21 protein-coding genes are annotated in these 25927 nt (G+C 60.5%); 14 read left to right on the plus strand and 7 right to left on the minus strand.

The window, feature by feature from the left end; all coding sequences use genetic code 11:
- Window positions 1-73 precede the first annotated feature (73 nt).
- Window positions 74-2620, plus strand: a complete 2547-nt coding sequence (locus tag PW789_RS03310) for a glycoside hydrolase family 95 protein (protein WP_299371225.1) — start codon at window positions 74-76, stop codon at window positions 2618-2620.
- Window positions 2621-2671: 51 nt separating this feature from the next.
- Here PW789_RS03310 and PW789_RS03315 read toward each other — a convergent pair whose 3' ends face one another.
- Window positions 2672-3598 carry an alpha/beta hydrolase gene (locus PW789_RS03315; protein WP_299371228.1) on the minus strand — a complete coding sequence of 309 codons (927 nt, stop codon included), beginning with the start codon at window positions 3596-3598 and terminating at the stop codon, window positions 2672-2674.
- Window positions 3599-3897: 299 nt separating this feature from the next.
- On the opposite strand from PW789_RS03315, the gene PW789_RS03320 reads away from it, so the two are divergent.
- The gene (locus tag PW789_RS03320) at window positions 3898-4077 is read left to right on the plus strand and encodes a hypothetical protein (RefSeq protein ID WP_299371231.1); all 180 of its coding nucleotides are present in this window, start codon (window positions 3898-3900) and stop codon (window positions 4075-4077) included.
- 4 nt (window positions 4078-4081) lie between these two features.
- Here the strand turns inward: PW789_RS03320 and PW789_RS03325 are convergent, their stop codons facing one another.
- On the minus strand, window positions 4082-5158 hold the full coding sequence (locus PW789_RS03325) for a VWA domain-containing protein (protein WP_299371234.1): 1077 nt from the start codon (window positions 5156-5158) through the stop codon (window positions 4082-4084).
- The gene (locus PW789_RS03330; RefSeq protein WP_299371237.1) at window positions 5155-8163 is read right to left on the minus strand and encodes a hypothetical protein; all 3009 of its coding nucleotides are present in this window, start codon (window positions 8161-8163) and stop codon (window positions 5155-5157) included. Before PW789_RS03330 ends, PW789_RS03325 begins: the two co-directional genes overlap by 4 nt.
- A gap of 597 nt (window positions 8164-8760) precedes the next feature.
- Here PW789_RS03330 and PW789_RS03335 point away from each other — a divergent pair.
- The 9 genes from PW789_RS03335 (at window position 8761) to PW789_RS03375 (ending at window position 20525) form a co-directional block, all read left to right on the plus strand.
- On the plus strand, window positions 8761-9753 hold the full coding sequence (locus tag PW789_RS03335; RefSeq protein WP_299371240.1) for a fatty acid desaturase: 993 nt from the start codon (window positions 8761-8763) through the stop codon (window positions 9751-9753).
- A gap of 241 nt (window positions 9754-9994) precedes the next feature.
- The gene (locus tag PW789_RS03340) at window positions 9995-10519 is read left to right on the plus strand and encodes a DUF3011 domain-containing protein (protein WP_299371243.1); all 525 of its coding nucleotides are present in this window, start codon (window positions 9995-9997) and stop codon (window positions 10517-10519) included.
- 153 nt (window positions 10520-10672) lie between these two features.
- On the plus strand, window positions 10673-11623 hold the full coding sequence (locus PW789_RS03345; RefSeq protein ID WP_299371246.1) for an ATP-binding protein: 951 nt from the start codon (window positions 10673-10675) through the stop codon (window positions 11621-11623).
- The gene (locus PW789_RS03350; RefSeq protein ID WP_299371249.1) at window positions 11616-12356 is read left to right on the plus strand and encodes a response regulator transcription factor; all 741 of its coding nucleotides are present in this window, start codon (window positions 11616-11618) and stop codon (window positions 12354-12356) included. The genes PW789_RS03345 and PW789_RS03350 overlap by 8 nt, the downstream gene beginning before the upstream one ends.
- A gap of 104 nt (window positions 12357-12460) precedes the next feature.
- Window positions 12461-12805: a PadR family transcriptional regulator gene (locus tag PW789_RS03355; protein WP_299371251.1), complete on the plus strand. Its 345-nt coding sequence runs from the start codon at window positions 12461-12463 to the stop codon at window positions 12803-12805.
- Window positions 12802-15450 (plus strand): ABC transporter permease, encoded by a 2649-nt coding sequence (locus tag PW789_RS03360; protein ID WP_299371254.1) that lies wholly within the window; start codon window positions 12802-12804, stop codon window positions 15448-15450. The genes PW789_RS03355 and PW789_RS03360 overlap by 4 nt, the downstream gene beginning before the upstream one ends.
- Before the next feature lie 63 nt (window positions 15451-15513).
- Window positions 15514-17886 (plus strand): LPS export ABC transporter permease LptF, encoded by a 2373-nt coding sequence (gene lptF, locus PW789_RS03365; protein WP_299371257.1) that lies wholly within the window; start codon window positions 15514-15516, stop codon window positions 17884-17886.
- A gap of 38 nt (window positions 17887-17924) precedes the next feature.
- The gene (locus tag PW789_RS03370) at window positions 17925-18620 is read left to right on the plus strand and encodes an FKBP-type peptidyl-prolyl cis-trans isomerase (protein WP_299371260.1); all 696 of its coding nucleotides are present in this window, start codon (window positions 17925-17927) and stop codon (window positions 18618-18620) included.
- A 96-nt stretch (window positions 18621-18716) separates the two neighbouring features.
- Entirely contained in the window at window positions 18717-20525 is a 1809-nt protein-coding gene (locus PW789_RS03375) for an ABC transporter ATP-binding protein (RefSeq protein ID WP_299371263.1), read from the plus strand.
- 11 nt (window positions 20526-20536) lie between these two features.
- Here the strand turns inward: PW789_RS03375 and fliS are convergent, their stop codons facing one another.
- The 3 genes from fliS to PW789_RS03390 form a co-directional block, all read right to left on the minus strand.
- Window positions 20537-20998 carry a flagellar export chaperone FliS gene (fliS, locus tag PW789_RS03380; protein ID WP_299371266.1) on the minus strand — a complete coding sequence of 154 codons (462 nt, stop codon included), beginning with the start codon at window positions 20996-20998 and terminating at the stop codon, window positions 20537-20539.
- A 17-nt stretch (window positions 20999-21015) separates the two neighbouring features.
- Window positions 21016-22380 (minus strand): flagellar filament capping protein FliD, encoded by a 1365-nt coding sequence (gene fliD / locus PW789_RS03385; protein WP_299371269.1) that lies wholly within the window; start codon window positions 22378-22380, stop codon window positions 21016-21018.
- 150 nt (window positions 22381-22530) lie between these two features.
- Window positions 22531-23382, minus strand: a complete 852-nt coding sequence (locus PW789_RS03390) for a flagellin (RefSeq protein WP_299371272.1) — start codon at window positions 23380-23382, stop codon at window positions 22531-22533.
- A gap of 232 nt (window positions 23383-23614) precedes the next feature.
- Here PW789_RS03390 and PW789_RS03395 point away from each other — a divergent pair, with 232 nt between their 5' ends.
- The 3 genes from PW789_RS03395 to PW789_RS03405 are packed head-to-tail and all read left to right on the plus strand — an operon-like array spanning window position 23615 to window position 25482.
- Entirely contained in the window at window positions 23615-23890 is a 276-nt protein-coding gene (locus PW789_RS03395) for a flagellar FlbD family protein (RefSeq protein ID WP_299371275.1), read from the plus strand.
- A gap of 60 nt (window positions 23891-23950) precedes the next feature.
- A complete protein-coding gene (locus tag PW789_RS03400; RefSeq protein ID WP_299371277.1) occupies window positions 23951-24730 on the plus strand; it encodes a flagellar motor protein in 780 nt (259 codons plus the stop codon).
- A complete protein-coding gene (locus tag PW789_RS03405) occupies window positions 24727-25482 on the plus strand; it encodes a flagellar motor protein MotB (protein ID WP_299371280.1) in 756 nt (251 codons plus the stop codon). The genes PW789_RS03400 and PW789_RS03405 overlap by 4 nt, the downstream gene beginning before the upstream one ends.
- Here the strand turns inward: PW789_RS03405 and PW789_RS03410 are convergent.
- Window positions 25448-25879 (minus strand): secondary thiamine-phosphate synthase enzyme YjbQ, encoded by a 432-nt coding sequence (locus PW789_RS03410; protein WP_299371283.1) that lies wholly within the window; start codon window positions 25877-25879, stop codon window positions 25448-25450. The two genes, PW789_RS03405 and PW789_RS03410, sit on opposite strands and share 35 nt — an antisense overlap.
- Between the last annotated feature and the right edge of the window lie 48 nt (window positions 25880-25927).

The raw sequence follows: 25927 nt of genomic DNA on the forward strand, positions 1-25927 counted from the left end.
GATCCAGTCTGATGTTTATCCGTAAGTGTCCCGCGGCCATCGAGAGATGCCCTGGACAAGGAGCTACTCACCGATGCATTCCCCGACAACCCGCCGCAAATTCCTGGCGAACTCCGCCGCCGCGGCAGCAGCCTCACAGGTGGGGCCATTGGGATGGGCAATGCAAGCGACGCCGTCCGGCGCAGCAGCGGACGACGAACAGACTCCCTATAAGCTCTTCTTCGAGCAGCCTGCAAACGCCTGGCCCGATTCCCTGCCCGTCGGTAATGGCCGGCTGGGCGCGTGCATCTTCGGGCAGCCTTCGCGTGAACGCATTCAACTGAACGAAGAGTCCATCTGGGATGGTGAGGTTCGAGACCGCAACAACCCTCAGGCCAGCACAGCGGTGGAGACGATGCGCCAGCTACTCTTCGCCGGAAAGGTCGCCGAAGCTGAAGCCCTGGTTCCCAGTGAATTTCTTGCGATTCCTCAGCGGCTTCCCTGCTACCAGACGCTTGGAGATCTGCACTTGGACTTTGGCCAGATGGAGGGCATCACCAACTACCGGCTGGAGCTGAATCTCGACACCGCCATTGCGACGACCACGTTCACTCACCAGGGCGTCGACTACCGCCGCGAGGTCTTATCCTCCTCTCCGGATCAGGCCATCGTGATTCGCCTGACGGCAAGCCGGCCGGGCAAGATTAATCTTCGCGCCACGCTCGATCGCCCCGCCAATTTCACAACTGCCGCTATCGCACAAAATCGGCTCACACTCTTTGGCACGGCGCTGCCAGTGAACGATAATCCCGGGTTGCAGGACAAGGAGCGCCAGGTCGGCATCAAGTATTACGCCGAGCTGCTGGCGGTCTCGACGGACGGCACAACCAACACGCAGGAAGCTCTCCTGACGATCGCCAATGCCACGGCCGTCACCCTCTTTCTGGATTGTGCCACCAGCTTTCGCTACCCCGCAGGCGAGTCAGCGATGCGTCAGGCCGTGGTCAATAACCTGCTTCGCGCCGCGGCTCGCCCGTATGAAGAACTGCGCCTGAGGCATATAACCGATCACCGCCGTCTCTTTCGCCGCGCGGGAATCACCCTGGTCAAAGGCGACGATCCCAACGCAAGTATGGCGACGGACAAGAGACTTGCGCGCCTGAAGGCCGGTGCTGACGATCCCGGTTTACTGGGGATTTACTTTCAGTTCGGGCGGTACCTGCTGATCGGAAGCTCACGCAACGGCACCATGGCTGCGAATCTGCAGGGTATCTGGAATGAATCGGTCGATCCTCCATGGGGTTCCAAGTACACCATCAACATCAATATTCAGATGATCTACTGGCTCGCCGAGCGGGCGAACCTCTCCGAGCTGCATAACCCGCTCTTCGATCTGATCGATCGGAGCCGCAATCCCGGCCACCTCACCGCAGAGCGCTACTACAACGCACGCGGCATCGTGGCGCACCACAACACCGACATCTGGGGTGATGCCGTCCCCGTCGATGGCCTCGGTGGTGGCGTCTGGCCCATGGGAGCAGCCTGGCTATCACTCCATTTGTGGGACCACTACGACTACACCGGCAACATCAACTTCCTGCGAGACCGTTGCTATCCACGCCTGAAAGACAATGCGCTGTTCCTGCTCGACTATCTGGTGACCGATCCGGCGACGGAGAAGTTCGTTACCGGTCCTTCCTGCTCGCCGGAGAACTCCTACCTGCTGCCGGACGGCACGAAGCACCATCTCTGCATGGCCCCGACCATGGACATCGAGATCGTCCGCGCAGTACTGACCCGGCTGCTGCAGGCTGCGGCCGTGCTGGCTGCATCCCCCGAGTGGGACGCGACCACCGACGCAGAGATTCACAATCGTGCTCGTCTTGCGCTCATCAAGCTGCCCTCATTCGAGATCGGCAAGTCTGGCAACCTTCAGGAGTGGCAAGTCGATTACGCCGAGCCCGAGCCCGGACACCGCCATATCTCTCATCTCTTTGCGCTTTTTCCCGACGATCAGATCACGCCTCACCGCACACCGGAGTTGGCCAAGGCTGCTCGCGTCACCCTCGATCGCCGCCTCGCTGCGGGTGGCGGAAGCACGGGCTGGTCGCGCGCATGGATCGTCTGCTGCATGGCGCGGCTGGGTGACGGAGACGCAGCCTACAGCAGCCTGATGAAGCTTCTATCTGACTCCACCCGCAGCAATCTCTTTGACGTCTGCGGCACCAAGGCAAACTCGCCGTTCCAGCTGGACGGAAACATTGGCGGACCAACCGGCATGGTTGAGATGCTGCTGCAATCGCACGCCGGAGGCACCGGAGAACCACGGCAGCGCGGCGTAGAGGCAGCAGCGAATATCATCCGCCTGCTGCCAGCTCTGCCGCAGAACTGGGCTGCCGGCTCGTTTCATGGCCTTCGCGCTCGCGGTGGACTGGAGATCGACCTGGAGTGGGAGGGTGGAAAGGCGACAACCGCAGTTCTGCGGTCTCACCTTGAGTTGACCCACCACATCATCGCTCCTGCCGGTCAGCGCATCGCCTCGGTCACACCGGCATTAGAGCAGTCGATCCCCACCGATAACCCGGGAGAGCTACTGCTTCCGGTGCAGGCGGGAGATACCTACACCATCCATTTCTCCTGAGGCCTTCAGCGCCCGGTCTACTCCATTCGTTCAGGCCTGCTCGCTGCCTCATCAACGTGGCTTCGCTCCGCTTCCGTCGATAAACGCCAGGAGATCGCGTGTGAACTCCTCTGGCCGCTCCCAGTGCAAAGCGTGTCCGGTCTCGGGATACGATTTCAGCGTGGCATGCGGAATCGTATCAAGGAGAGCCTGTTGATCCTCCCGATGAAAGATTGAGTCCTTCTCTCCCCAAAGCAATAAAGTAGGAACCTTGATTTTCTTCAAATCATCGATGGAGCTGCCCCCGGCTATCGTCTGCGCCAATCCGTGCCAGGTCGCCGCAGGCACACGCTGCGACTCACCAACCATCATTTCGAAGAACCATGCAGGAACGGGATGGTAGATCGTGCTTGCCTGAAAGTCACGGGCAAAGGTATATGGAATCGGATCCTTCAGCGAAGCAAATGGTCCGGAGATCTCATGCTCTGAAGAGCCTGCCTTGCTCACACCAGGACCCGATCCGATCAGCACCAGCCTGCTCAAACGGCCTGCCTGGTCCTGCTCCGCGACTTTCTGCGCGACGAAGCTTCCCAGCGAGTGTCCAACCAAAGTGACGTGCTGGAGCTTCAGCTCGCCGAGAAGATCCAGGATGTCGGCGGCGAAGTCGTTCCGTGAATACCCCTCCTCAGGATGATCCGAAAGTCCATGGCCGCGCAGTGTCACCGCATAGACACGATACGTCTCCGGCAAAAGCGGAAGCACGCGCTGATACGAGTGCCAGGAGTCGCCAGCCCCATGAAGCAGGACAATCACCGGTCCATTCGAATTGCCCTGAACGACATAGTTCAGCGTGATTCCGCTATGCAGTTTGATGTCATACGCCGTAACGCGATCGTCCTTCGGAGGCCCCTGTGCCACTAAAAATCCAGGAACAACAAGCAACAGAGCAAGCAACATCACCAGGCGATCAACACGATGAGCGAGAGAAGAGTAGCGCACACAGATCCTTTCTTTGTGAGGGGAAGGAAACATCGCAACGCCGATTACAAATGGGAACTTCCTGCACGCAAAGCGATACGGAGCAAGGCATGATCGTGTGGCAAGGAAGAACGGACGCCGCCCGGGGGAGATGGCATCAACGACATCGACAGAACGTCAGAACCATCTTGCGATGACCTGCTTGGAAAGGTATATATGTCCGGACAGAGTTTTCCATTGCACTCAGTGGCCACTTTACATCAACATGATCCAAATCGTGTAGAGTGACTGGCCGGACGCTGAGGAGGAAGGCTGGCAACATGAACCGCGGAACAGCGCGAATCGTCTTTACGCTTCTGATGTACGGCGGCGTCCTTATCTTCCTGCTGCCCTATGTCCTGGAACGCTCCAGATTTGCGCCCTTCCTGATGCTGAGCGGCGCGATCATAGCCGTGGTCTGCGGCCTGTTGCGCTGCTATTTCACCGAGAACGACGAATAGCCGTTCAGGGCTGAGGAATCGCCTCCGATTCCGACGCACTTGCCGATGGAGGCTGCGCAGCGACAAACTGCGCCTGCTTCAGCACCCGATAGCCGTCGCGGGTACGAATCCGGTACTTCTGCGCCGCCTCGCCTACCAGCTTCACCGAGATCGTGCGCCATCCGCGATTCGCATTCGCCTGCGGATAGTAGCTGAGCGAATACAAGTGCGCCAGGTCTTCGCGAATGGAGGCGAAGGCATCCTTCTCATCCTTCCAGCTCTTGGAGAAGTACGCCTTGCCGCCGGTCGCCTTGCTCATACGCTCGAAGACCGCCGTCGAGATGGGCTCGGCCTGCGCGTCGCGCGTGCTGATCATGTAGATGATCGTGCCGGTCGATTGCGCCAGTTCTGCAACATCTTCGGGAGGCACAAGGCTCGCATTGTCGGGGCCATTGGAGAAGACGACGATCGCCTTGCGCCCAGTGAGGCGGGCTGCATCCTTCACCGTGAGCAGAAGACTGTTGTAGAGTGCGGCATCGTCGCCTGCCACCGTGCTGCGTACGCCTCGCAGGACCGTCGGCCTGTCTGCCGTCAGCTGCACGGCTCGCGAAAGATCGCGGCTGTAGGAGTAGAAGGCGACACGTCCCGCTCCTTCCAGCGAACGGATGAAGTCTGCGATCGAGTCCTGGGCAAACACGAAGCCGCGATACATATAGTTGCTCGTATCGAACAGAATGAAGACATTCGCTCCGATCACCCCGGAAGCTGCCGGTTTCACAACAGCGGTTCCCGCAGTAGAAGTGGTTTCTTCCACGGTCGACTGCGAGACCATCCTTCCGTCCGGTCCGATCACCAGACGGGTTGTCGGTTCATTGCCTTCTTCAAAGGTCGCAATCTTCTCCGGGATCTTGTCCTCTGTAACAACAAAGTCCTCCGGCTTCAGCCCGGTCACATAGTTCCCTTTGCGGTCCGTGACCGCGACGTTCAACTGCACCAGAACAACGTTGACGGTGATGCGTGAATCATCCTGGGCAGACGTTTTAGCTCCTCCATACAGCAAGAGGCATGACACGAGCAGCAGAGACCACAGGGACGTTTTCACCGGATTCCTCCCATCACAGATTCAGGCCGGACATCTTCGGTATTGCGTAACGACGTGTTCGTGGCGATCGGCAGTGGCCCCACCTTGCCCTGGCGCAGATCCTCTCCCGCCTCCCTCATGGCCCGATTGAGCGCCGGCCAGTCTTCAAGGTCGGTGGCAAAGATCTTCGCCGACATGCGGCGCGTCAGCTCGGGAACCAGATAGTTGAGGGTCGCAGGCGCGTATCCCTTCTCGTCCACCAGGCGCGCCCAGTAAAGATTGTTCGACTCCCACGACTCGCCAAAGAGGCGGCTCGACTCTCCACCGAAAGACGGAAAGGGCTTCACGTACAGCAACGCCGACGCATAACTGCGCGTCAGCACAGGATGAGGAACGCCAAAGTCGTGCGCCAGCCGTAGTGCATTCGTCTCCGTCGGGTACTGAGCGCAGAGCGCCTCCAACTGCTGACTCGCCACCCCGTAAGCAGCTGACTTGCCGGGGTTCGTCGCTCGATACTCTGCTGCCAGGTAAAAGGTATCTGCCGGCATCACCTGCGTCAGCAGCGCCACAGCGTCCTCTCCGTTCGCCAGCGACGAATCAAGAACCTCCAGCCGCTGCGGCGCCAGTCTGTTGGAGAGAATCGCCACAACCTGGCCGCGCAGCTCCACGTTCGACACTGCAGCAACCAGGATCTCCTCTCCCGAACGCTGATACAGCGTCACCGCATGCAGCTCTGCCGGAGTAACGTTCCACCAGCGCGGCACCGTGGCGCTCACCATCAGATCCGGTACCAGCTCCTTCCAGATAAGGGCCTGAACGTTCTCCGGCGCAATGAAGTCCTGCTCGGTCGAGGCCAGAGCATACGGCAGATCGGCCAGCGATCCCATCAGGTACGCTCCGCCCCCGGCCGGAGCCCCCATCCCCATCAACTCGGGTGCCAGCCAGTAGCGTTCGGAGGCGACGACCGACATTCCCGAAAAATCATGCGACCGCACAAATAACGAGTTATTGTGCAGCACCTGCGCTCCGGGTGGCTCGTAGTACGCATAGTTCAGCCCAACCAGCGTATCGCGCAGGAACGGTGTCAGCTGTCCGCGCGCAGTCTCAAGCTGCGCCTTGCTGCCGGAGTTCTTGATGATCTTCGTCAGGTCGGTCTTGATCTGCAGCTCAGCGTGATGCGTGCTGTAAACACCTGGAGCCCAGGTGATCTTCTCGTTATTGGTAAAGATCGGCCGCGGCATATCGAACTCGCGCAGCTCCCCGGCAAGTTGCAGCATGTTCTGCGCCGCTGGTGTTCCCTGCTCCATCGCGCTCAGACCATCGCCCAACGAGAAGAGCGTATCCAGAGGAACCAGCCGCTGATCGTCCAGTACGCTACGCACGCGATTGGCGATCTCCTCATGCGTTCTCTGCGCGTCAACTGCCTGCTGCGGCGGCCCGGCCAGCAGCTCGACCAGCTTCTCCTGGGTCACGCTGCGACTGCCGGCCGCAGCGATCAGCATGTTACCCAGCGACGCCCGCACACCATCAAACAACTCCGGCGGCGAGGTGATCTTGTCGAATGGAGCGATGATGCCCATCCAGCTGCTGTTCAGCTCGGAGGGAGGAATCTCGCCCTGCCGTGCCATGATCTGCCAGAGCCCGATGTTCGCCTGGAAAGCTCCAACGGCATTGCCGCGCAGTGTCTGGTTCGAGATATCCCCAATGGCATCGGCGACGCTCATAAAGCGTGTAATCGACTCGTCCGTCAGATCGGGAAACTCGGAAAAGAGCATGTACCAGCTGCCAAATCTCTCGAACCGCTTCGCCAGAAGATGGACGGTCTCTGGAGAAAGCTTCATCTCTGGCGACCGGCCCGCATCGATAGCCAATAAGGTCATGTAACTCTGCAGCGGCCCGGTGTCCGAATCCAGTCGGGAGAGTGACGCCATCGCCTCCAGCAACTGATCGCTTGCCGTCCAGCTGCGGGAACGCTTTGCCCACAGATGCACAAGCTTCGAGTCGCTCTTATCATTCAGAATCTCCTTCCACACCGGCAAGCCACCGGGAATATGCGGCTGCCCGTCGGCGTCCCAGTTCACCCGTGTAAACAACACCAGCAGGCCAGGCGCTTTGCGAAAGATGCTGGCCGTCGCTGCAGGTTCTGCATTCGGAGATCGAAACGCCTCGTACAGGTGCTTGAGCCTCGACGGCTCGGTAAGGTGTTCCTGCTGGCTCATACTGACGCGGCTCATCGCATCGAAGTAGGCCGCCAGCCATCCGTTGTCCTTCGACACCAGCTTCAGAACGAACTCTCCCGGCGTCGTTGGGCTTGCCCCGACCAGATCTCGCCATACCGGATCGGCGGCGGGACCGCCGGGGACATGCACGCGGCCCGACCGGATCGAGATCTGGCTGCCATAAAAATCCATCACTGGGGCATAGATGGAAAGCTTCATCAGCCCGGGTGAGTGTTGCAATTCACGATTTGTCTCAGAATCGTTTCGCGCCATGGCCCAGTACAGCCGCGCGACCTCCGGCTCCTGCAGAAGCAAATCGACGACGTTGCTCGAGGTCCTCTTCCGGCTGATGGAAAGCCACTCCGCCGCGCGCAGCAACACCGGCACACGCGCCGAGGGATAGCTGTAATCAAAGGGAACGCCCTTCTGCAACGCCTCTTCCAGCCCCATCAGGGGGAAGCCGGAGTCGATGGTCAGGAAGGCCCGATCGGGATTCGAGGTTGCAAGTGTCAGATCCTTCTGCTGACAGTTGCCGACGATCCGGTAGCCCAGGATCTGGATCAGCGTCCCGGCGTCCTCACACCGGCTGACGTGGATGCTCTGCCCCGGGCCGGCAAGAATCTGCAGCTCCCTGGCCTGCTCCACGTAACGGTCAAGCAGCACAAGGAACTCCGTCGGATGTCCCCGCATGTACCCCTGCATATAGACATTCCGCGACAGCAGCGGCAGAACATCATCTGCATTGATCTTCTGGCTGATGCCCGCCATTCGCAGAAATGAACGCAGCGGACCAGGAATATTGACCATCTCAGCGCTTCGAGGGCGCGCTTCGACCACGGGCATCGTGCGCGAAGCAGGACGTGGCGGCACTGTCGAGGAGAGCGGCACCTGACCATAGGTCCCCTGGACCAACAGCAGGCACGCTGTTTCCACGAAAAGGACTGCGAGACAACGAAGTCGGAACTTCATCGTGTTCACCTCGTCAGCAACCTTGAGGCGACGTAACAGCTATGCCCGGCTGTGCATGCTCCTGCGCGATGGCCTTTGATCGGCAGCCAGAATCATTAGGCCGCCGGAATCAATTAAGGAATCAGCCACCACTCATCCGCCAGAGCCATGCATCGTCATACCCCTCGGATAGTTTCCATTCGGACCGTTAAAACGATGAGCCTGAGGATTGCACCAGCACCTCACGCCGTCAAGGGCCGATTGAAAGATCGCTCCGCTGAGTTGTATTTCCACGAACACTCCGTCCAGGCAGGTCGAGGCTATCTCGCTCATACGGCATGGCCTTTGGCCGCCTTTGCCATTTGTTTTAAGTCATTACAAAAGTCTTACACCATGCAGCCTTGAGCCCTGATAGTTTCGAAAATAGAAAGTCTCAAGGAAGCGAGAACAAGCACTATGAGCCCTATCACCTCTTCGGAAGAGATCGTACAGGCCCCGGCCAGCACCCACTCCACACCTGCCGTTCACGTCGCAGCCCAGGCGGCGCGTAAGGTCCGTGAGGACCTGCGCATGGGACGCGATCACCAGGAAGGCCGGATCAACTGGATCACGGCCATTGCCATGGGCGTCTTCCACGTCGGAGCGATTGCGGCCCTGTTCTTCTTCTCCTGGAAGAACCTCGCCGTGGCTGCGGTCATGTACTTTCTCGCTATCAATGTCGGCATCGGCATGTGCTATCACCGCCTGCTGACGCATCGCGGCTACAAGACCCCTCGCTTCATGGAGTACCTGCTGACCATCTGCGGCACCCTGGCGCTTGAGGGCGGACCGATCTTCTGGGTTGCCACCCACCGCGTTCATCATCAGAACTCCGACCACGAGGGCGACCCCCACACCCCGCACGACGGCACCTGGTGGGCTCACGCCGGATGGATCATCTCCGGCCGCGCCCTTCACTCCGAGACCGCGCTGCTCGGCCGCTACGCTCCCGACCTGACCCGCGATCCGGTCCATGTCTGGCTCTCGAAGTACCACTGGCTTCCGCTGACCATCGCCGGCTTCCTGCAGCTCGGCCTCGGCGCCGCTCTCGCCTCGCCCGGTCATCGCCTCGTCGGCGCCCTCGGCATGATGCTCTGGGGAACCTTCCTGCGGGTCACCCTCGGCCTCCACGCCACCTGGCTGGTCAACTCGGCCACCCATCTCTGGGGCAATCGCCGCTTCGAGACGCACGACGACTCGCGCAACAGCTGGTGGGTCGCTCTTCTCACCGGTGGCGAGGGCTGGCACAACAACCACCACGCGCACCCCGTCAGCGCCCGTCACGGTCTGGCCTGGTACGAGTTCGACGTCAACTACTACGGCATCTGGGCTCTGTCCAAGCTTGGCCTGGCCAAGAAGGTCCAGATTGCCAAGTTCGACCCGGCAGATCCCAAGCCGGCAGGCATGTAAGCCGTCGGACAACAGACCCTCTCAGGGCGCGGATAACCTCCGCGCCCTGAGCTATTTAACACAACGGAAAATATTTCCAGCTAAGATCGACAACATAGAGTTATCCCACCAGATGCAATCTGCATCCCATTCGACATCTGCTGGATGCGGGCGTATGGTGAATGACCGCACAGCATAGATTTATTAGCCAGACTCCGAAGTATTGCTGAATTTACAGATCTCACTAACGAAAGAGGCTTGCATGACCATCAACGCCCGCTTCCTGTCCTTCTCCGTCTTTCTCTTCCTGGCAATTGTTTTGGCTCGAGGCACGGTAGCCCATGCTCAGACCACCTATTGCGCCTCCGACGACGGCAGACGCCATTCCTGCGGCATGAATACCCGTGGCGGCGTACAGATGACCAGACAACGCAGTGGTTCCGCCTGCATCCAGGGACGGACCTGGGGCTATGACAACCGTAGCGTCTGGGTCGACCAAGGCTGCCGCGCGGAGTTTATCTCCGGCAGAGGAAACGGTTACGGCCCGGGTAATGGTCCTGGCAATGGCTCAGGTAATGGCTGGGCTGGAGGCGGTGGTGGTGGCCAGACCCTCTACTGCGCCTCAGACGACGGCAAGCGAAACTACTGCAGCGTCAACTCTCGCAACGGCGTCCGCATGGTGCGCCAGCGCAGTGGCTCCGCTTGTATCGAGGGACGGACCTGGGGCTATGACAGACGCGGTGTCTGGGTGGACAACGGTTGCCGGGCCGACTTCGTAACGCGCTAATCATCGCATCTCCTATGGCTATGGCCGCGCTCTCCCTCGGAGCGCGGCCTTTTCGTGTCCGCAGAGGCACAACAGACGGAAAGCCCCTGCACACAATCCTTTACCGTGTAGAAGAGTCGCTATACTTTCTCTAGCGCACTTCAGCGGAAGCTCATGAACTTTACCCGACGTCGCGGAGCCATCGCCTTCTTCATCACGCTCGGCGCCTTGCTGGTCGGCGTCGCCGTCACGCTCAATATCGGCTGGATCGTCCTCAATGAGCGCAAGGTTGCCCTTGCTGTCCTGGGCGTCATCCTCTTCGCATTGCTGATCGCCGGCCTCGTCCTGAACACCGTCTTTCTCGTCCGCGAGGTTCGCCGCAACGAACGCCAGGACTCCTTTCTCAACGCCGTCACCCACGAGCTGAAGACCCCGATCGCCAGCATTCGCCTCTACCTCGAGACCCTCCAGCGCCGTCCGCTCGAAGAGGACCAGCGCCAGCAGTTTTACGCCAGCATGCTGGCCGACTCCGACCGGCTGCTTGCTACCGTCGAACAGGTCCTGAAAGCCGGCCAGCTGGGCCAGCGCGACCGGCAGCAGAATCGCACCATCGTCGAAATGCAGCCGCTCGTCGAAGAGTGCATCGCCGTCGCCCTGCAGCGGCACCATCTCCCGCCTGATGCCATCCTCCTCGAACCCATACCTGGGGACGTCCGGCTCAATGTGCGCGGCATCGCGGAAGACCTCCGCACCGCGATCCTCAACCTGCTCGACAACGCCGTGAAGTACTCCCCTGACGGCGTCGATGTCCACTGCACTCTCTCCATCACCAACTACACCAACGTTACCCTCCGCATCACCGACACCGGCGTCGGCCTGCCCGTCGATCAGCTGAAGCGCATCTTCCGGCGCTTCTACCGTGTCCCCGGCCGCAGCATGTCACGCATCAAGGGCACCGGCCTCGGGCTCTTTCTGGTCCGCAACATCGCCCGCCAGCACGGCGGCGATGTTCTCGCCTCCAGCCCGGGGCTGAACGAGGGCACCACCGTCACCCTGACGCTGCCGCTCGCCGGATCGCGACAACAGCTCACAGCGAAGAAGCCATCCCGGAGGGTGCATGAGTGAAATGCCTCTGATCGCCGTCATCGAAGACGAAGAACACCTCGCCCAGGGCCTGCTGTTCAACCTGCAGGCGGAGGGCTACCGCACCCACCACGAGGCCGACGGCGATACCGCCCTCGAATATCTCCTCAAAACCAACGACCGGGTCGACGTCGTCGTACTCGACGGCATGCTCCCCGGCACCGACGGCTTCAACATCGTCCGCGCCATGCGCAAGGCGGAGCAATACACCCCCGTTCTCATGCTCACCGCGCGCTCGCGTCCCGAAGAAGTCCTCGAAGGTCTCGACGCCGGTGCCGACGACTACCTGCCCAAGCCCTTCGATCTGGGCATCCTGCTGGCACGCATCAAGTCCTTGCTGCGCCGCACCGCCTGGCATCGCAACGCCGCGCCGCCTGGCAGCGAGCTGGAGGTGCCCTCCGCCCAGCCCGTCGAATACTCCTTCAACCACCGCACCATCCGCTTCGATCTGCTGGAGCTCGTCGCTCCCAATCGCACCACCCAGCTCACCGTGATGGAGGCCGATCTCCTGCGCTATCTCACCGAACGCGAAGGTCAGGTCGTCTCTCGCAAAGAGATCCTCGATCAGGTCTGGCGTGTGCACGAGGACACCGACACCCGCGCCATCGACAACTTCATCGTCCGACTCCGCCGATATATCGAGGATGATCCCGCCAACCCGCAGCACCTCGTCACCGTGCGCGGCATAGGCTACCGCTTCCTCGCTAATCCGTAGACCCTGGCAATAAAATGGCGCCCTTCGTCACAAACTCCAAGACTCCTATTGCCATGCCATAGATATGATGGCAATCTCGTATTGTCATCCAATAGGAGATTGCCATGGGCGATAAGACTGATGTCTGGCAGGGCACCCTGGCCCTGATGATTCTCAAGACCCTTGAAGCCATGGGGTCGCTGCACGGATACGGCATCGCGCGGCGTATCGAACAGACCAGCGGCGACCTGATCGCCCTCAACTATGGCACCCTCTATCCTGCCCTGCTTCGTCTGGAGCAGGAAGGATCCATCGCAGCAGAGTGGGGTATCTCCGACAACAACCGCCGCGCCAAGTTTTATACGCTCACCCGCGTCGGCCGCCGTCAGATTCAGCACGAGACCCGCAGCTGGGAGCAGACCACCGCCATCCTCGCCCGCTTCCTGAATCCCACAGAGGAGGCGTCATGAGACATCTGCGCGCATGGCTGCGACGCATCGCGGGCATCATTCCCCGACAGCGACAGGAACAGGACTTCTCCGATGAGCTCGCCAGTCATCTGCAAATGCACGTCGACGATAACCTGCGCTCCGGCATGACGCCTGAGCAGGCGCGACGCGAAGCTCACCTCAAACTCGGAGGCCTGGAGCATACCCGGCAAGCTCACCGCGAACGCCGCACGATTCCCTTCGCCGAGACGCTGCTGCAGGACATACGCTTCGCCCTGCGTCAGCTTCGCCGCAGTCCCGGCTTCACCATCACCGCAATCCTGATGCTCGCCCTCGGCATCGGGGCCTGCGTCGCCATCTTCGCCTTCGTCGACTCGGCCCTGCTCAAGCCGCTGCCCTACGCCGATCCCAATAGCCTCGTAGACGTCGCTGAGCGCGGCGCCATGCTTCCACGCTCTAACCTCTCTTACCTTGACTACGAGGACTGGAAACGCCTCAACACCGTGTTTTCTTCCCTCGATGCGTACTCGGGCTCCGGTTTTCTCTATCGAACCTCGTCCGGCGTGGAACCGGTCTTCGCAACGCGCGTCACCGCAGGCTTCTTCCGCACCCTGGGTGTGCGTCCCATTCTTGGTCGTGACTTCTACGCCGGTGAAGACGAAACCAACGCCGCTCCCACCGTATTGCTCGCTTACAGCACCTGGATGAATCGTTTCGGGGGCCGGGCCGGCGTGGTCGGGCAGACCATCTCGCTCGACAATACGCCGACCACCATCATTGGCGTACTCCCCAAGGACTTTCACTTCGCCCCTCGCGGCGGCGCTGAGTTCTGGGCGACAACACACGCGCGCACGCCATGCGAGAAGCGCCGCAGCTGCCACAATCTCTTCGGCGTAGGCCGCCTCAAAGACGGCGTCAGCATCAAGACCGCATTCGCTGAGATGGCCACCATCGCTAAGCAGCTTGAGGTCCAGTATCCCGGCTCCAACCAGGATCAGGGTGCCGCGCTGGCTCCACTCTCCGAACTCATCATCCGCGACATCCGGCCAATTCTTCTTGTCCTGCTTTGCGGCTCGGCACTGCTCATGATGATTGCCTGCCTCAATGTGGCCAGTCTCCTGCTGGTTCGCTCAGAAGGCCGCCGCCATGAGTTCGCCGTGCGTGGCGCTCTTGGCGCGACACCGCGAAGGCTCATCCGTCAATTCGCCACCGAAGCCGCATTGCTCGTGACCTGCGGTGCCATGTTCGGCCTGAGCGCAGCCTATGGCTGCATGCAGGCGATGCTGCACCTCATCCCGGCGAGACGCATCGCCAACATGCCCTATCTGCAATCGATGGGAATCACGCCCCACGTCCTCGCGTTTGCGGCAGCCATCACGCTTCTCGCCATGGCCATCTTCTCCATCGCGCCCGTCCTTCGCCTTCCGATCACCGGTCTTCGCGAAGCATTAAATGATGGCGCACGAGGATCGGCCGGCACCGTGTGGCGGCGCTTCGGTTCCAGCCTCGTGGTCCTCGAACTCACCATCGCCGTCATCCTGCTCGTAGCCGCCGGCCTCCTGGGCAAGAGCTTCTATCGCCTTCTCCATGTCGACCTCTCCTTCGAACCGTCGAAGCTCTCCACCCTCTACATCTCGATCCCATCCTCCACTTATAAAAAAGACGAGGATGTCATCATCGTCACCCGCAAAATCCTCGATCGCGTCTCCGCACTGCCAGGAGTGACATCGGTTGCCGTCACAAGCGTTTTGCCCACCAGCGGCAACGGAAACACCGATTGGATTCGTGTCATCGGGCATCCCTTTCACGGCGAGCACAACGAAGTCAACGAACGCGATGTCAGCGTCGACTACTTCAAGACCATCAAGGCGTCACTCGTGCGAGGCCGTATCTTCAACGAGCAGGAGGATCGCACCCGTCCTCGCGTTGCCATCATCAACAAAGCCTTCGCCGACAAATACTTTCCCGGCGAAGACCCCATCGGAAAGAAGTACGGCAACGGCGATCTTGGTCCCGACTCCATCAAGGAGGTCATAGGAATCGTCGACAACATCCGCGAGAGCGGACTCGATGAAGAGGTCTGGCCCGCTGAGTACAAACCCTACAACCAGGACTCGGACACCTTCTTTGCTCTTATTGTGCGCACCTCCGGCGACGAAAAATCCCTACTTCCTGCGCTCAACACCGCAGTCCATCAGGTCGATCCCGGGATTGGGACAACCGACCCGCAGAGCATGGAACAGCGCATCGGCAACTCCCAGACTGCCTACCTGCATCGCTCATCGGCATGGCTCGTCGGAGCCTTCGCAACCTTCGCCCTGCTACTCAGCGTCATCGGCCTCTACGGCGTCGTTGCCTACTCGGTCAGCCAGCGCACCCGCGAGATCGGCGTCCGCATGGCCCTTGGTGCCGCACGCAGCTCCGTCTACCAGCTGATCCTCAAGGAAGCCGGACGGCTTACCATCACCGGCATCCTCGGCGGGGTCATCTGCTCCGTCGCATCGGCCTCGCTGATCAAGAAGCTGCTCTTCGGCACCCGCTCCTGGGATCCGGCTACCCTCGCCGCCGTCGTCTTCGTGCTCTCCCTGGCTGCTCTGCTGGCAAGCTATCTTCCAGCGCGCCGTGCCGCCTCCATCAACCCCATCGAAGCCCTCCGCACCGAATAACGCCGCTTTCGCCCATCCTTCGTGCCTCTGCTTTACACTTAAAGGCAGAGCACGAATCCCCGCATGCGCATCATTACACGCTACATCCTTCGCGAAGTTACCTCCCACGCTCTGCTCGGCGGCATTCTCTTCACGTTCGTGCTCTTCATGCGCGACCTCGGGCATATCCTCGAGCTGGTCGTCCGCAACTCTGCCTCGGTCAGCGATGTGCTGCGCATCCTTCTGTACATGCTGCCCAGCTTCCTGATCGTCACGATTCCCATGGCGGTCCTGGTTGGCATCCTGCTGGGCTTATCGCGGCTCGCGTCCGACTCCGAGATCACAGCCATGCGAGCCTCGGGCATGGGCGTGCTCGATTTCGTGCGCGTCGTCTCTATCCTCTCGTTCGCCGCGCTTCTGCTCGGGCTCTTCAACTCTCTGTATCTCGCTCCCAAATCAGCAGACGCCACGCTGAAGCTCGGGCAGGCGCTCGAAAGCTCGCAGGCCTCCTTCGAGATTCAGCCTCGCGTCTTCTACGAGGACTTCCGCAACTACGTCCTCTATATTCAGGATGTCCGCCCCGCGGCGGGGGCTTCTCTGTGGCACCATGTCTTTCTCGCCGATCTGACCCAGCCCGCCAACCCCAACATCACCACCGCCGACCAGGCCATCGTCGTCAACGGCGACCAGCAGACCCTTCGCCTCCATATGCTCAACGGAGGGCGCCACGAGATCTCGCCCAACGATCCCAATCAGTACAACATCTCCACCTTTGTCACTACCGATCTCCCCATCGAGACCGGCGCGCAGGAAGACCCGCACCTCGGCCGCTCCGACACCCCCATCCTTGCTCTGCCGTTTCGTGAGCTCTGGCGGCGCGCCAACGGCTCGGATAAAAACATCAGCGGTCCCGCCCAGCGCACCTATCTCATCGAGCTGAACAAGCGCTTCTCCTATCCCTTCGCCTGCCTCGTGCTCATGCTCGTCGGCGTGCCGCTCGGCATCTCCTCCAAGCGCGGCGGCAAATCGACAGGCTTCGTCCTCACGATCATGCTGGTCTTCATCTACTACTTCATGTCGTCGATCGGCATCGCCTTCGCCAAAAACGGCAAGCTGACGCCCTTCCTTGGAGTATGGGGAGCCAACCTGGTCTTTGCCGCGGCCGGTGTTTTACTGCTGATGCAGATGTCGCGCGGCGGCATCGCCCTCAGCATCGTCTCCTCGGCCGGGGTCACGCTCAACAAGCTCATGACGCGGCTGTTTCGCCGGAATCAGAACACGCCGGACGCCCGCAGCTACGATATCGCCACCAGGCTGCGCCGCTTCCGCAGCACCTTCCGTCTCCAGTTCCCACTCCTGTTGGACGACTACGTCATGCGCGAGTACGCCACCAACTTCGCCATGGTGCTCGTCTCCTTCGCCATGCTATTCCTGATCTTCACCTTCTTTGAGCTCATCGGCGACATCATCCGCAATCGCACCCCGCTGGTCACCGTCGGCGACTACCTGCTCAACCTGATTCCCTACATCATCTACAACGTCACCCCGCTCTGCTGCCTGGTGGCCGTGCTCGTCACCTTCGGCGCGCTCAGCCGCTCCTCCGAACTGACCGCCATGAAGGCCACGGGAATCAGCCTCTATCGCATCGTGGCGCCCGTGCTCGTCCTTACCTTGCTGATCGCCGCCGGACTCTTCGCCTTCGACGAGCTCTATCTCCCTGCCGCGAATCGCCGCCAGGAGGCGCTGCGCTCCGTCATCAAGAATCGCCCTGCGCAGACCTTTCTGCGCCCCGATCGCAAGTGGATCTCCGGACAGACCACCTCCGAAGGCGCATCATCCCGTGTCTTCTACTACCAGTTCTTCGATCCCACCAAGAACGTCTTCGCCAATCTCAACGTCTTCGAGTTCGATCCCACCGGCTACGTCCTCAAGCGCCGCATCTTTGCCGCATCCGCGCACTGGAACGAACACGTCAATCAGTGGGTCTTCGAAAACGGCTGGCAGCGCACGTTTCAGGGCGAGACCATCGAGTCCTACACTCCGTTTACCATCACGACCTTTCCCGAGATCCACGAACAGCCCGCTTACTTCGTAAAAGACGATCGCCCCTCGCAGGAGATGAGCTACAACGAGCTCTCCCGCTACATCGTCGATCTCAAGCAATCCGGATTCGATACCAAACGGCTCAGCGTCCAGCTCAATCGCAAGCTGGCCTATCCCATGATCACGCTCGTAATGGCCATGCTGGGCATCCCCTTTGCCCTCTCCATGGGCAAACGCGGCTCGCTCGCTGGCATCGGCACCGCCATCGGATTGGCCATCGCCTACTGGGTCGTCGACGGCATCTTCCAGGCCATGGGCAACATCAATACCCTGCCCGCCGTCCTCGCCGCCTGGACACCCGACCTCCTCTTTGGAATCGCCGGCACCTACCTGCTTCTTCGCACCCCGACCTAGCGCACAAGTAGCCGCGACTGACCTACACTAGAGCGACGATGACACGCCACCTCTCTATGACTCTGGCTCTGATCGCTGCCACCGCAGCGGCCCAGACCACGACGACGACTCCTTCCACTACGCACAAGACCACCACCACGCATCACACAACATCGACTGCGGCCAAAGCAGCCGCGGCAAAGAAGGCAGCAGCAACTGCGCCGGAGCTCAACCCCGCAGACAATCCTCCCAACGTCCCCAAGGTGGAGGGCACCCCCAAGCCCCTTTATTCGCTGCGTTACATCGATATCGAAGTCGGCACCGGCCCGCTCGCCGAGACCCGCAAGTTCTACACCGTGCACTACACCGGATGGCTCACCGACGGCACCAAGTTCGACTCCTCGCACGACCATGACGGCGGCGAACCCATCGTCTTCCCCTACGGCGGCCACCGCGTCATCCCCGGATGGGACACCGGCTTCGAAGGCATGCACATCGGCGGCAAACGCCGTCTCTTCGTCCCCTATCAGCTGGCATACGGCGAAAGCGGACGTCCCCCTGTCATTCCGCCAAAGGCCGACCTGATCTTCGACGTCGAACTGGTATCCCAGTCGGACGCGCCACCAGAGCCCGCGCCCGCACCCCAGCCGGCAACGAAACCGGCCGAGCCAGCGACACCTCCCACACCTCCTACACCCAGCGGAACACCCCAGCCGCAAGCACCTTCAACCACCGCAACGCCGCCAACCCGCTAGGTTTCCGCGATTCCCGTCTTTCCATACGGGCCAGACAGTATCTCCGTCTGGCCCGTATGCATTTCCAGCAAGTCAGCAATTCAATAAACTGGTTCTATGATGAACCGGCTGAAACCGCTCAATCCATATCTCAAGCGATATTGGAAGTCGCTCGCCTGGGGCGGCGTTGCCGTCGTCTTTTATAACGTCATCAAGGTTCTGGTTCCCCTCGTCATCGGTCACGCCATCGATGACATGCGCCACGGCATCTCGCAGCAGAAGATCCTCTATCACGCGCTGCGGCTCCTGCTTGTCGCGGGCCTCTCCGCCATCTTCCTCTACATCACGCGGCAGGTCATCATCGGAGCCTCCCGCGAGATCGAGTACGACCTGCGCAACGATCTCTTCGCCAACCTCGAGCGCCAATCGCCCGGCTTTTATCACACCTACCGCACCGGCGACATTATGGCCCGGACCACAAATGATCTGAACGCCGTGCGCCAGCTCCTCGGCCCGGCCATCATGTACAGCGCCAACACCTTGGTCTTCGCCTGCTCGGCGCTGCCCTTCATGTATCACATCAGCCCGCGGCTGACCTTCTTTGCTTTTGTTCCTCTGCCCGCAGCCTCGGTGCTCGTTCAGTACTTCGGCAATCGTATCCATCGACGCTTCGAGCGCATCCAGGCCATGTTCTCCGACATCTCCGCGAAGGCGCAGGAGAACTTTTCCGGTGCCCGGCTCATCCGAGCCTTCGCGCAGGAAGAAGCAGAGATCGCCTCCTTCGAAAAAGCCAATCAGGAGTACATCCGCCGCTCACTCCTCCTCGTGCGCCTCATGGCCATGCTCTGGCCCACACTGGAGTTCGTCCTGGGCCTCTCCATGGTCATCACGCTGCTGGTCGGTGGCCACCAGGTCGTCTCCCATCAGATCACTCTCGGTCAGTTCACCAGCTTCAACGTCTACATGGTCCAGCTGATCTGGCCCATCATCGCCATCGGATGGGTCGTCAATCTCTTTCAGCGCGGCACTGCTTCCGTCGTCCGTATCGACGAGCTGCTCCGCCAGCAGCCTCAAATTGCAGACGACCCGGCGCTCCTCCGGTGTCGCGACACCATCGGCCCCACGCTCTCTGAAATCCCCCAGTCAGACGCTGCCTCTCAGCCTCCTTGCGCTATCGCAGGCAGCATCGAGTTCCGCAATCTCAACTTCGCCTATCCCGGTGGGCCTCCGGTCCTTGAAGACATCAATCTGACCATCCCTGCCGGCTCCTCGCTCGCCATCGTCGGCCCAACAGGCTCGGGCAAATCGACGCTGATCTCCATGATCCCCCGTCTCCTCGACGCCGATCCCGGCACGGTACTCATCGACGGCGCCCCGATCCGTTCCTTCCCTCTCGCCGAGCTTCGGACCAGCGTCGGCTTCGTTCCGCAAGAGACCTTCCTCTTCTCCGACACCATCCGTCACAACATCAGCTTCGGCCGCCCCGACGCCACCGATCTGCAGATCGAAGATGCCGCATCCGTCGCGCACATCCGCACCGAGATTCTGGAGTTTCCCCGCGGCTTCGATACCATCGTCGGCGAACGTGGCGTGACCCTCTCCGGTGGACAAAAACAGCGAACCTCCATCGCCCGGGCCGTCGTCCGGGACCCGCGCGTCCTCATCCTCGACGATGCGCTCGCCTCCGTCGACACTTACACCGAAGAGCGCATCCTCACTGGCCTGGCCAACGTCATGCAGGGTCGCACCACCATCTTCATCTCACACCGCATCTCCACCGCCCGCAACGCCGACCAGATCGCCGTCCTCGTGCAGGGCCGCATCGCCGAGCTTGGCACGCATGACGAGCTGATCCTTCGTAACGGCTACTACACCAGCCTCTTCGAAAAACAGCAGCTGGAAGAAGAGATCTCCGTCACCGCCTGATCTTCCGACGCTCAGGCTGACCATCCGGCAGAGGTCCGTTCGACGAACGGCTCCTCCGAGGACAGCAGCAGCGCCGACTCGCCACGTCGCAGGTCCTGCGGCAGCACGCGCCCCGCCTTCGGATCACGCGCCACAATCACCCAGGCTTCGCGAACGCCGCGCACGCACTGGATGACCTCATCCATCTTCTCCAGCGAAGCCGCTTGAGAGGCCTCGAGGATCAGCGTGAACGCGGCAACATAGAAGTCATTGAGAGCGACAGCCGTCTCTCCGCCCAGGTCCATCCGCAGGCGCGCCTGCAGATACATCACGATGTCCAGCGCCCGCTTGACCGACAACCTGCGACCGCGGACATCGCCTTCGACCACGCATGCTCGCGCATGAAGAAGAAAACGTATCAGCCCGTTGTACAAAGCCAGGACGAGCTCTACTCCAGTCGCCCCCGTCAGAGACTGCTCCCGATAACCGCTCATCGCTTCGCCTTCCTCGATCAGGTGGTTGGGTTGTAACCGGTAATCGCGTTGTACAGCTGATTCACCTCGTTGAGCTGATCCGGCAGTCCCTGCAGAATCTGGTTCGCCGTGTTGAGCTCCGTGGTGAGATTCGCCTGATCGGTCGCAATCCGTGCATCTTCGTCCGCGATGCTATTCTTCAGCGACGTCTCTTCGGACGAGTTCTGCTGTAACGCCAGATAAATCGCGCCTGTGGTCAGTGAGCTGCTCAGACTGTTGAGCGACTGTGTCATCGTGTTGCCGAAGCTGTTGGTGTTCTGCAGATACCCCACGACATCGTCAAAGTCGCTGTCGAGAGAGGTCCCCAGGACACTTGAGTCCAGCGTAAGAGTTCCATCACGCTGCAAGGACAGCCCCAGCTGCCCGATATTCTTGATCGAACCGCTGGCCACTCCTCCCAGCAGACCGCTCGACATCTGACTCTGAATCAGCGAGAGGGTCGGGTCGCCATACAACGGCTCAGCGTTACCACTCGTATCCTTACCCTCCTGCGTCTGCAGATCGGCAACCACCGCGTTATATGCATTCACGAAGCTCTGCATCGCCGACTCGATCGTCGCATCATCGTTGGTGATCTGCACCTGAACCGGGTCCGAAGAGGTCGAGGTCGCAAGCAGCTGAAAGGTCACGCCAGGAATCACGTTCGAGACGGTGTTCGAAGATGTCGTCACGTTGAGCCCGTCCACATTGATGCTGGCATCCTGCCCCTGCTGACCCACCTGGAACGCGAGCGCCGTTCCGCTCGTCTCATCCGTCAGCGTCGAGGAGAGCGTAATCTGTCCTCCGGAACCACTCGTCGTACTGACCAGCGACAGCCTCGCACCGTTTGTGTCCTGGATGATCGCCGCACGCACGCCGATACCAGCTCCATTGATCGCGCTGACCACATCGTTCAACGTACTGCCGCTGGCGATGGAGACGGTCTGAGCGCTTCCGCTGCCAATATTGATCGTCAGCGTCCCGTTCAGCGTATCCGTCGTCGCCATCGCGTTGGAGTAATTCGACGACGTCTGCGCCAGGGAGCTGACCGTAATCGTATGGCTGCCCGCCGAGGCCGTTGGAGAGGCCGAGGTAAGCGCGAGAACGTCAGTATTTGAGCTTGAACCCTGCTTCGAGGCAAAGACACCTGTAAAGTCCGTCAGTGCCTGAAGTGACGAGGACAGTGTCGCGAGATCCGTGCCCATCTTGCTGAACGCGGTGTCCTGAGCCTGCAAGGAAGCCAGCTGCGTCTTCCACGGGTCTTCGATCTGCTGCTCTGTGGCCATGATCTGCGCGACCGTCGTGGCAACGTCAATTCCCTGGCCGCTGGAAATCGATCCATAGTTCAAGCCAACCGTACCCATGCTGCCCCCTGAAAGACTCTGCGAACACTCACTGCACGCGCGTTGCCAAAATTGCAGACCGAAGGATGAGAGGCGTCTTAGATGAAAACAGGGCCTCCGCCAGCGAGAAGCTCCGGCTGCTTCCAGCCGGAGCACTCGTCGCCTTTACGACTACTGGAGCAGCTTCAGAACGTCCTGCTGTACCGAGTTGGCCTGCGAGAGAGCCGCGATTCCGGTCTCGCTCAGCACCTTGTACTTGGCCAGGTCGCTGGTCGCCGTTCCGTAGTTCGTCGCGCGGATGCTGTTCTCGGCATCGGCAAGGTTGACCGACTGTGTGCTGGCGACATTCGATGCAGCATTGAGCTGATTGATGTCCGCACCGATCGTGCCACGCTGATACGCGACATCCTGCACGGCAGCGGTCAGCGATGTCAGAATCGACGAAGCGGTCGTCGCATCGAGCGTTGCATTCGCCGTCAGGTCCTCACCGGCAGCGCCGCCCGTGGTCGTTCCCACGCTTGCCTTCGTCAGGACACCGATCGTATCGCTGAAGGTGCTTGCGCCGGAGGTTGTTCCATCGCTTACGAAGATCGAAACCGGCGTCGCGGAAAAAACGCCCATGCCGTTATAGTTCGTGGTCGAACCGATGTTGCCGATCTCGGTCAGAATGTTCTGGTACTCCTGGTCGGCCGAACCAACCTGGCTGGTGTTCAGCGTGCCGTTTGCGGCCTCGGTCGCAAGCGTAATGCCGCGGTTGAGCAGGTTGGTCACCTGCGCCAGAGCGCCGTCAGCGGTCTGCAGCATACCGACGCCGGAACTGGCGTTCTGCGCCGACTGCGTCAGCGCCGAGACGTTGGCCGAAAGACCATCCGCGAGAGCAAGGCCCGCGGCATCGTCGGCGCCGCTGTTGATGCGCGAACCCGAGGACAGCTGCTCAAGGGTGCCCTGCAGCTGGGTCTGGGTCTGGTTCAGATAGTTCTGCGCGTAAATGGCTGAGATATTGTTCAATACGCCCAAGGACATTGGGGAACGCTCCTGTTATCACTCGATTGAGTTACCCGCACCGCCATCTCCCTGGCCTGCCGGAATCTTGTCGTCCTCGATCCGGCAGTCCTAGCGAAAGGGCTTTGCGTTCACCCCCCTCATCGGCCCTGCCCCGGGCAACTTGAGCGATACCGCAGGCAACACGTTACCTTCGCGCAATCGCCTATTGCCCTTCTCCCCTCAGCCGATGAATAGATTGAAAGGGACGCTCATGATCGAACTTACGCGCCTGAATGGAAGCCGGCTCTGCATCAACTGCGATCTCATCAAGTACGCCGAGTCGGCGCCGGATACCGTACTCACCCTGATCACCGGCGAGAAGCTCGTCGTCCTCGAGCCTAGAACCGAGGTCCTGCGCCGCACGCTCGACTATCGCGCCTCCGTGCTCAAGGCCGCGTGGCCCGAAGCCGCATCGGCACTCGCTGCCTCCGGCGCACACTTTGCCTCTGCCGCTTCACCGCAGCCATCAGAAACTTCTGATCTATAGCCGCCAATTTAAGTTGCCAATCGAATTGCCAATCGCCGCCTACCGGCAAAGGGAGATTTTATGGACATCGCCAGCATCGGCGGCATCATCGTCGCCATCCTCGGCATCCTCACCGGCATGATGATCGAAGGTGGAAACCTCGCACAGATCACGCAGCCCACCGCTGCCCTGATCGTGCTCGGAGGAACCATCGGAGCCGTCATGCTCCAGTTCCCCTTCCATATCTTTCTGGCTGCACTGAAGAAGATCGCCAACATCTTCTTCAGCAACTCTGCGAGTGGAGAACGTATCCTCACGCAGCTCGTCCAGTTCGCCAACAAGGCACGCAAGAGCGGCATCGTCTCTCTCGATCAGGATCTCGCCACCATCAGCGATCCCTATCTCAAGCAGGCGCTGATGCTCGCCATCGACGGAACAGAGCCCAACGAAGTCCGCAAGATCATGCAGCTCGAGCTTGAGAACAAAACAGAGATGGAGGAAAAGATTCCGCAGGTCTTCGAAGCCGCAGGAGGCTATTCGCCGACGGTTGGTATTATCGGTGCCGTCCTCGGACTCATTCAAGTCATGCAGCACCTCGACAACATCACTGAGGTCGGCCGCGGTATCGCCGTCGCCTTTGTCGCCACCATCTACGGCGTCGCGCTGGCCAACCTTATCTTTCTCCCCGCGGCCGGCAAGCTTAAGATCCGTCACCGCGAAGAGCAGATGGTCAAGGAGATGATGCTCGAAGGCGTCATCTCCATCCTTGAGGGCATGAACCCGCGCATGATGGAGACCAAGCTGCGCACCTACCTGCCCGAAGCCAAGCCCGGCGAGAACATCGCAGAGGCCACCGCATGAGCCGCAAGCGGAAGCACGAACACGTCAATCATGAACGCTGGCTGGTCTCGTACGCGGACTTCATCACGCTGCTCTTCGCGTTCTTCGTCGTCCTCTTCGCTTCGAGCCAGTCCGATAAGAAGAAGCAGAGCGAGGTGGCTGCGGCCATGCAGTCCGCCTTCAGGCCTCTCGGCAGCTTCGAGCAGCACAGCAGAACTCCGCCCATCGCAACGAACAGCTCGCCGGCGCAGGTCACCAGACCCGCCGCCATCGCCCTGCCGCTTCCTCCCGCAGGCAGGCTGCGGCTCGACCTGACGGAACACCGCATCAACCAGCTGCTGCGCGCGCAGGTGGCAAAGGGAGGCATTCCGCCGGGAAGCGCCGCAGCCTATATGACGCCGAAAGGGCTGGTGATCTCGCTGCGGGAGATAGGCTTCTTCCCCTCTGGCACCGCCGAGATTCAACCGTCGGCGCTCGCCCTGCTCATCAATCTTGCAGCGACATTGCCCGATGCCCCCTTACGGATCGAAGGCCACACCGACAACCTCCCCATCCATACCGCGCAGTATGCGACCAACTGGGAGCTCTCGACAGCCCGTGCCAGCGCCATCGCGCGCCTCCTGCTCGAACACGGACGGCTCCAGCCCGCAAATCTCTCCGCCGCTGGCTACGCAGAGTTTCACCCGGTCGCATCCAACGAAACCGAAGAAGGACGCCGCAGAAACCGCCGCGTCGATATCATCCTTTTGCGAGACCAAGCACCTTCACAATAACCCGCTTCGATCGCTGGCCGTCGAACTCGGCATAGAAGATCCGCTGCCATGTTCCCAGGTCGAGTCGCCCCTTCGTCACCGGAAGCGTCGTCTCGTGGTGCAGCAGCAACGCCTTCAGGTGAGCATCCGCATTGTCCTCGCCCGTGCGATGGTGCTTGTATCCGGGCCAGCTCGGTGCCAGCTTCTCCAGCCACACACTGATGTCTTCGATCAATCCATCCTCATGATCGTTCACGTAGATCGCGGCGGTAATGTGCATCGGCGAAACAAAGCAGAGACCGTCGTCGATCCCGCTGCGCCGCACAATCTCTTCCACTTCGCCTGTGATATGCACCATCTCATACCGTTCTTTCGTGCGGAACGTCAAATACTCTGTATGGGCTTTCATCTCTGCCATCGTCACTCCTTCGACATCTATCGTCGTTCGTCTTTCTATGTATAGCCG

Origin of the sequence: Edaphobacter sp. (assembly GCF_028283685.1) — a bacterium.
GTDB lineage: Bacteria > Acidobacteriota > Terriglobia > Terriglobales > Acidobacteriaceae > Edaphobacter.

What these genes read in the sequence shown, in the direction of transcription:
- PW789_RS03360 (WP_299371254.1), top strand. Translation starts at nt 12,802, where the DNA reads ATGAGACATCTGCGCGCATGGCTGCGACGCATCGCGGGCATCATTCCC.
- PW789_RS03390 (WP_299371272.1), bottom strand. Translation starts at nt 23,382, where the DNA reads ATGTCCTTGGGCGTATTGAACAATATCTCAGCCATTTACGCGCAGAAC.
- PW789_RS03330 (WP_299371237.1), bottom strand. Translation starts at nt 8,163, where the DNA reads ATGGTCAATATTCCTGGTCCGCTGCGTTCATTTCTGCGAATGGCGGGC.
- PW789_RS03350 (WP_299371249.1), top strand. Translation starts at nt 11,616, where the DNA reads ATGAGTGAAATGCCTCTGATCGCCGTCATCGAAGACGAAGAACACCTC.
- PW789_RS03395 (WP_299371275.1), top strand. Translation starts at nt 23,615, where the DNA reads ATGATCGAACTTACGCGCCTGAATGGAAGCCGGCTCTGCATCAACTGC.
- fliS (WP_299371266.1), bottom strand. Translation starts at nt 20,998, where the DNA reads ATGAGCGGTTATCGGGAGCAGTCTCTGACGGGGGCGACTGGAGTAGAG.
- lptF (WP_299371257.1), top strand. Translation starts at nt 15,514, where the DNA reads ATGCGCATCATTACACGCTACATCCTTCGCGAAGTTACCTCCCACGCT.
- PW789_RS03410 (WP_299371283.1), bottom strand. Translation starts at nt 25,879, where the DNA reads ATGGCAGAGATGAAAGCCCATACAGAGTATTTGACGTTCCGCACGAAA.
- PW789_RS03400 (WP_299371277.1), top strand. Translation starts at nt 23,951, where the DNA reads ATGGACATCGCCAGCATCGGCGGCATCATCGTCGCCATCCTCGGCATC.
- PW789_RS03375 (WP_299371263.1), top strand. Translation starts at nt 18,717, where the DNA reads ATGATGAACCGGCTGAAACCGCTCAATCCATATCTCAAGCGATATTGG.
- PW789_RS03310 (WP_299371225.1), top strand. Translation starts at nt 74, where the DNA reads ATGCATTCCCCGACAACCCGCCGCAAATTCCTGGCGAACTCCGCCGCC.
- fliD (WP_299371269.1), bottom strand. Translation starts at nt 22,380, where the DNA reads ATGGGTACGGTTGGCTTGAACTATGGATCGATTTCCAGCGGCCAGGGA.
- PW789_RS03320 (WP_299371231.1), top strand. Translation starts at nt 3,898, where the DNA reads ATGAACCGCGGAACAGCGCGAATCGTCTTTACGCTTCTGATGTACGGC.
- PW789_RS03405 (WP_299371280.1), top strand. Translation starts at nt 24,727, where the DNA reads ATGAGCCGCAAGCGGAAGCACGAACACGTCAATCATGAACGCTGGCTG.
- PW789_RS03355 (WP_299371251.1), top strand. Translation starts at nt 12,461, where the DNA reads ATGGGCGATAAGACTGATGTCTGGCAGGGCACCCTGGCCCTGATGATT.
- PW789_RS03345 (WP_299371246.1), top strand. Translation starts at nt 10,673, where the DNA reads ATGAACTTTACCCGACGTCGCGGAGCCATCGCCTTCTTCATCACGCTC.
- PW789_RS03370 (WP_299371260.1), top strand. Translation starts at nt 17,925, where the DNA reads ATGACACGCCACCTCTCTATGACTCTGGCTCTGATCGCTGCCACCGCA.
- PW789_RS03340 (WP_299371243.1), top strand. Translation starts at nt 9,995, where the DNA reads ATGACCATCAACGCCCGCTTCCTGTCCTTCTCCGTCTTTCTCTTCCTG.
- PW789_RS03335 (WP_299371240.1), top strand. Translation starts at nt 8,761, where the DNA reads ATGAGCCCTATCACCTCTTCGGAAGAGATCGTACAGGCCCCGGCCAGC.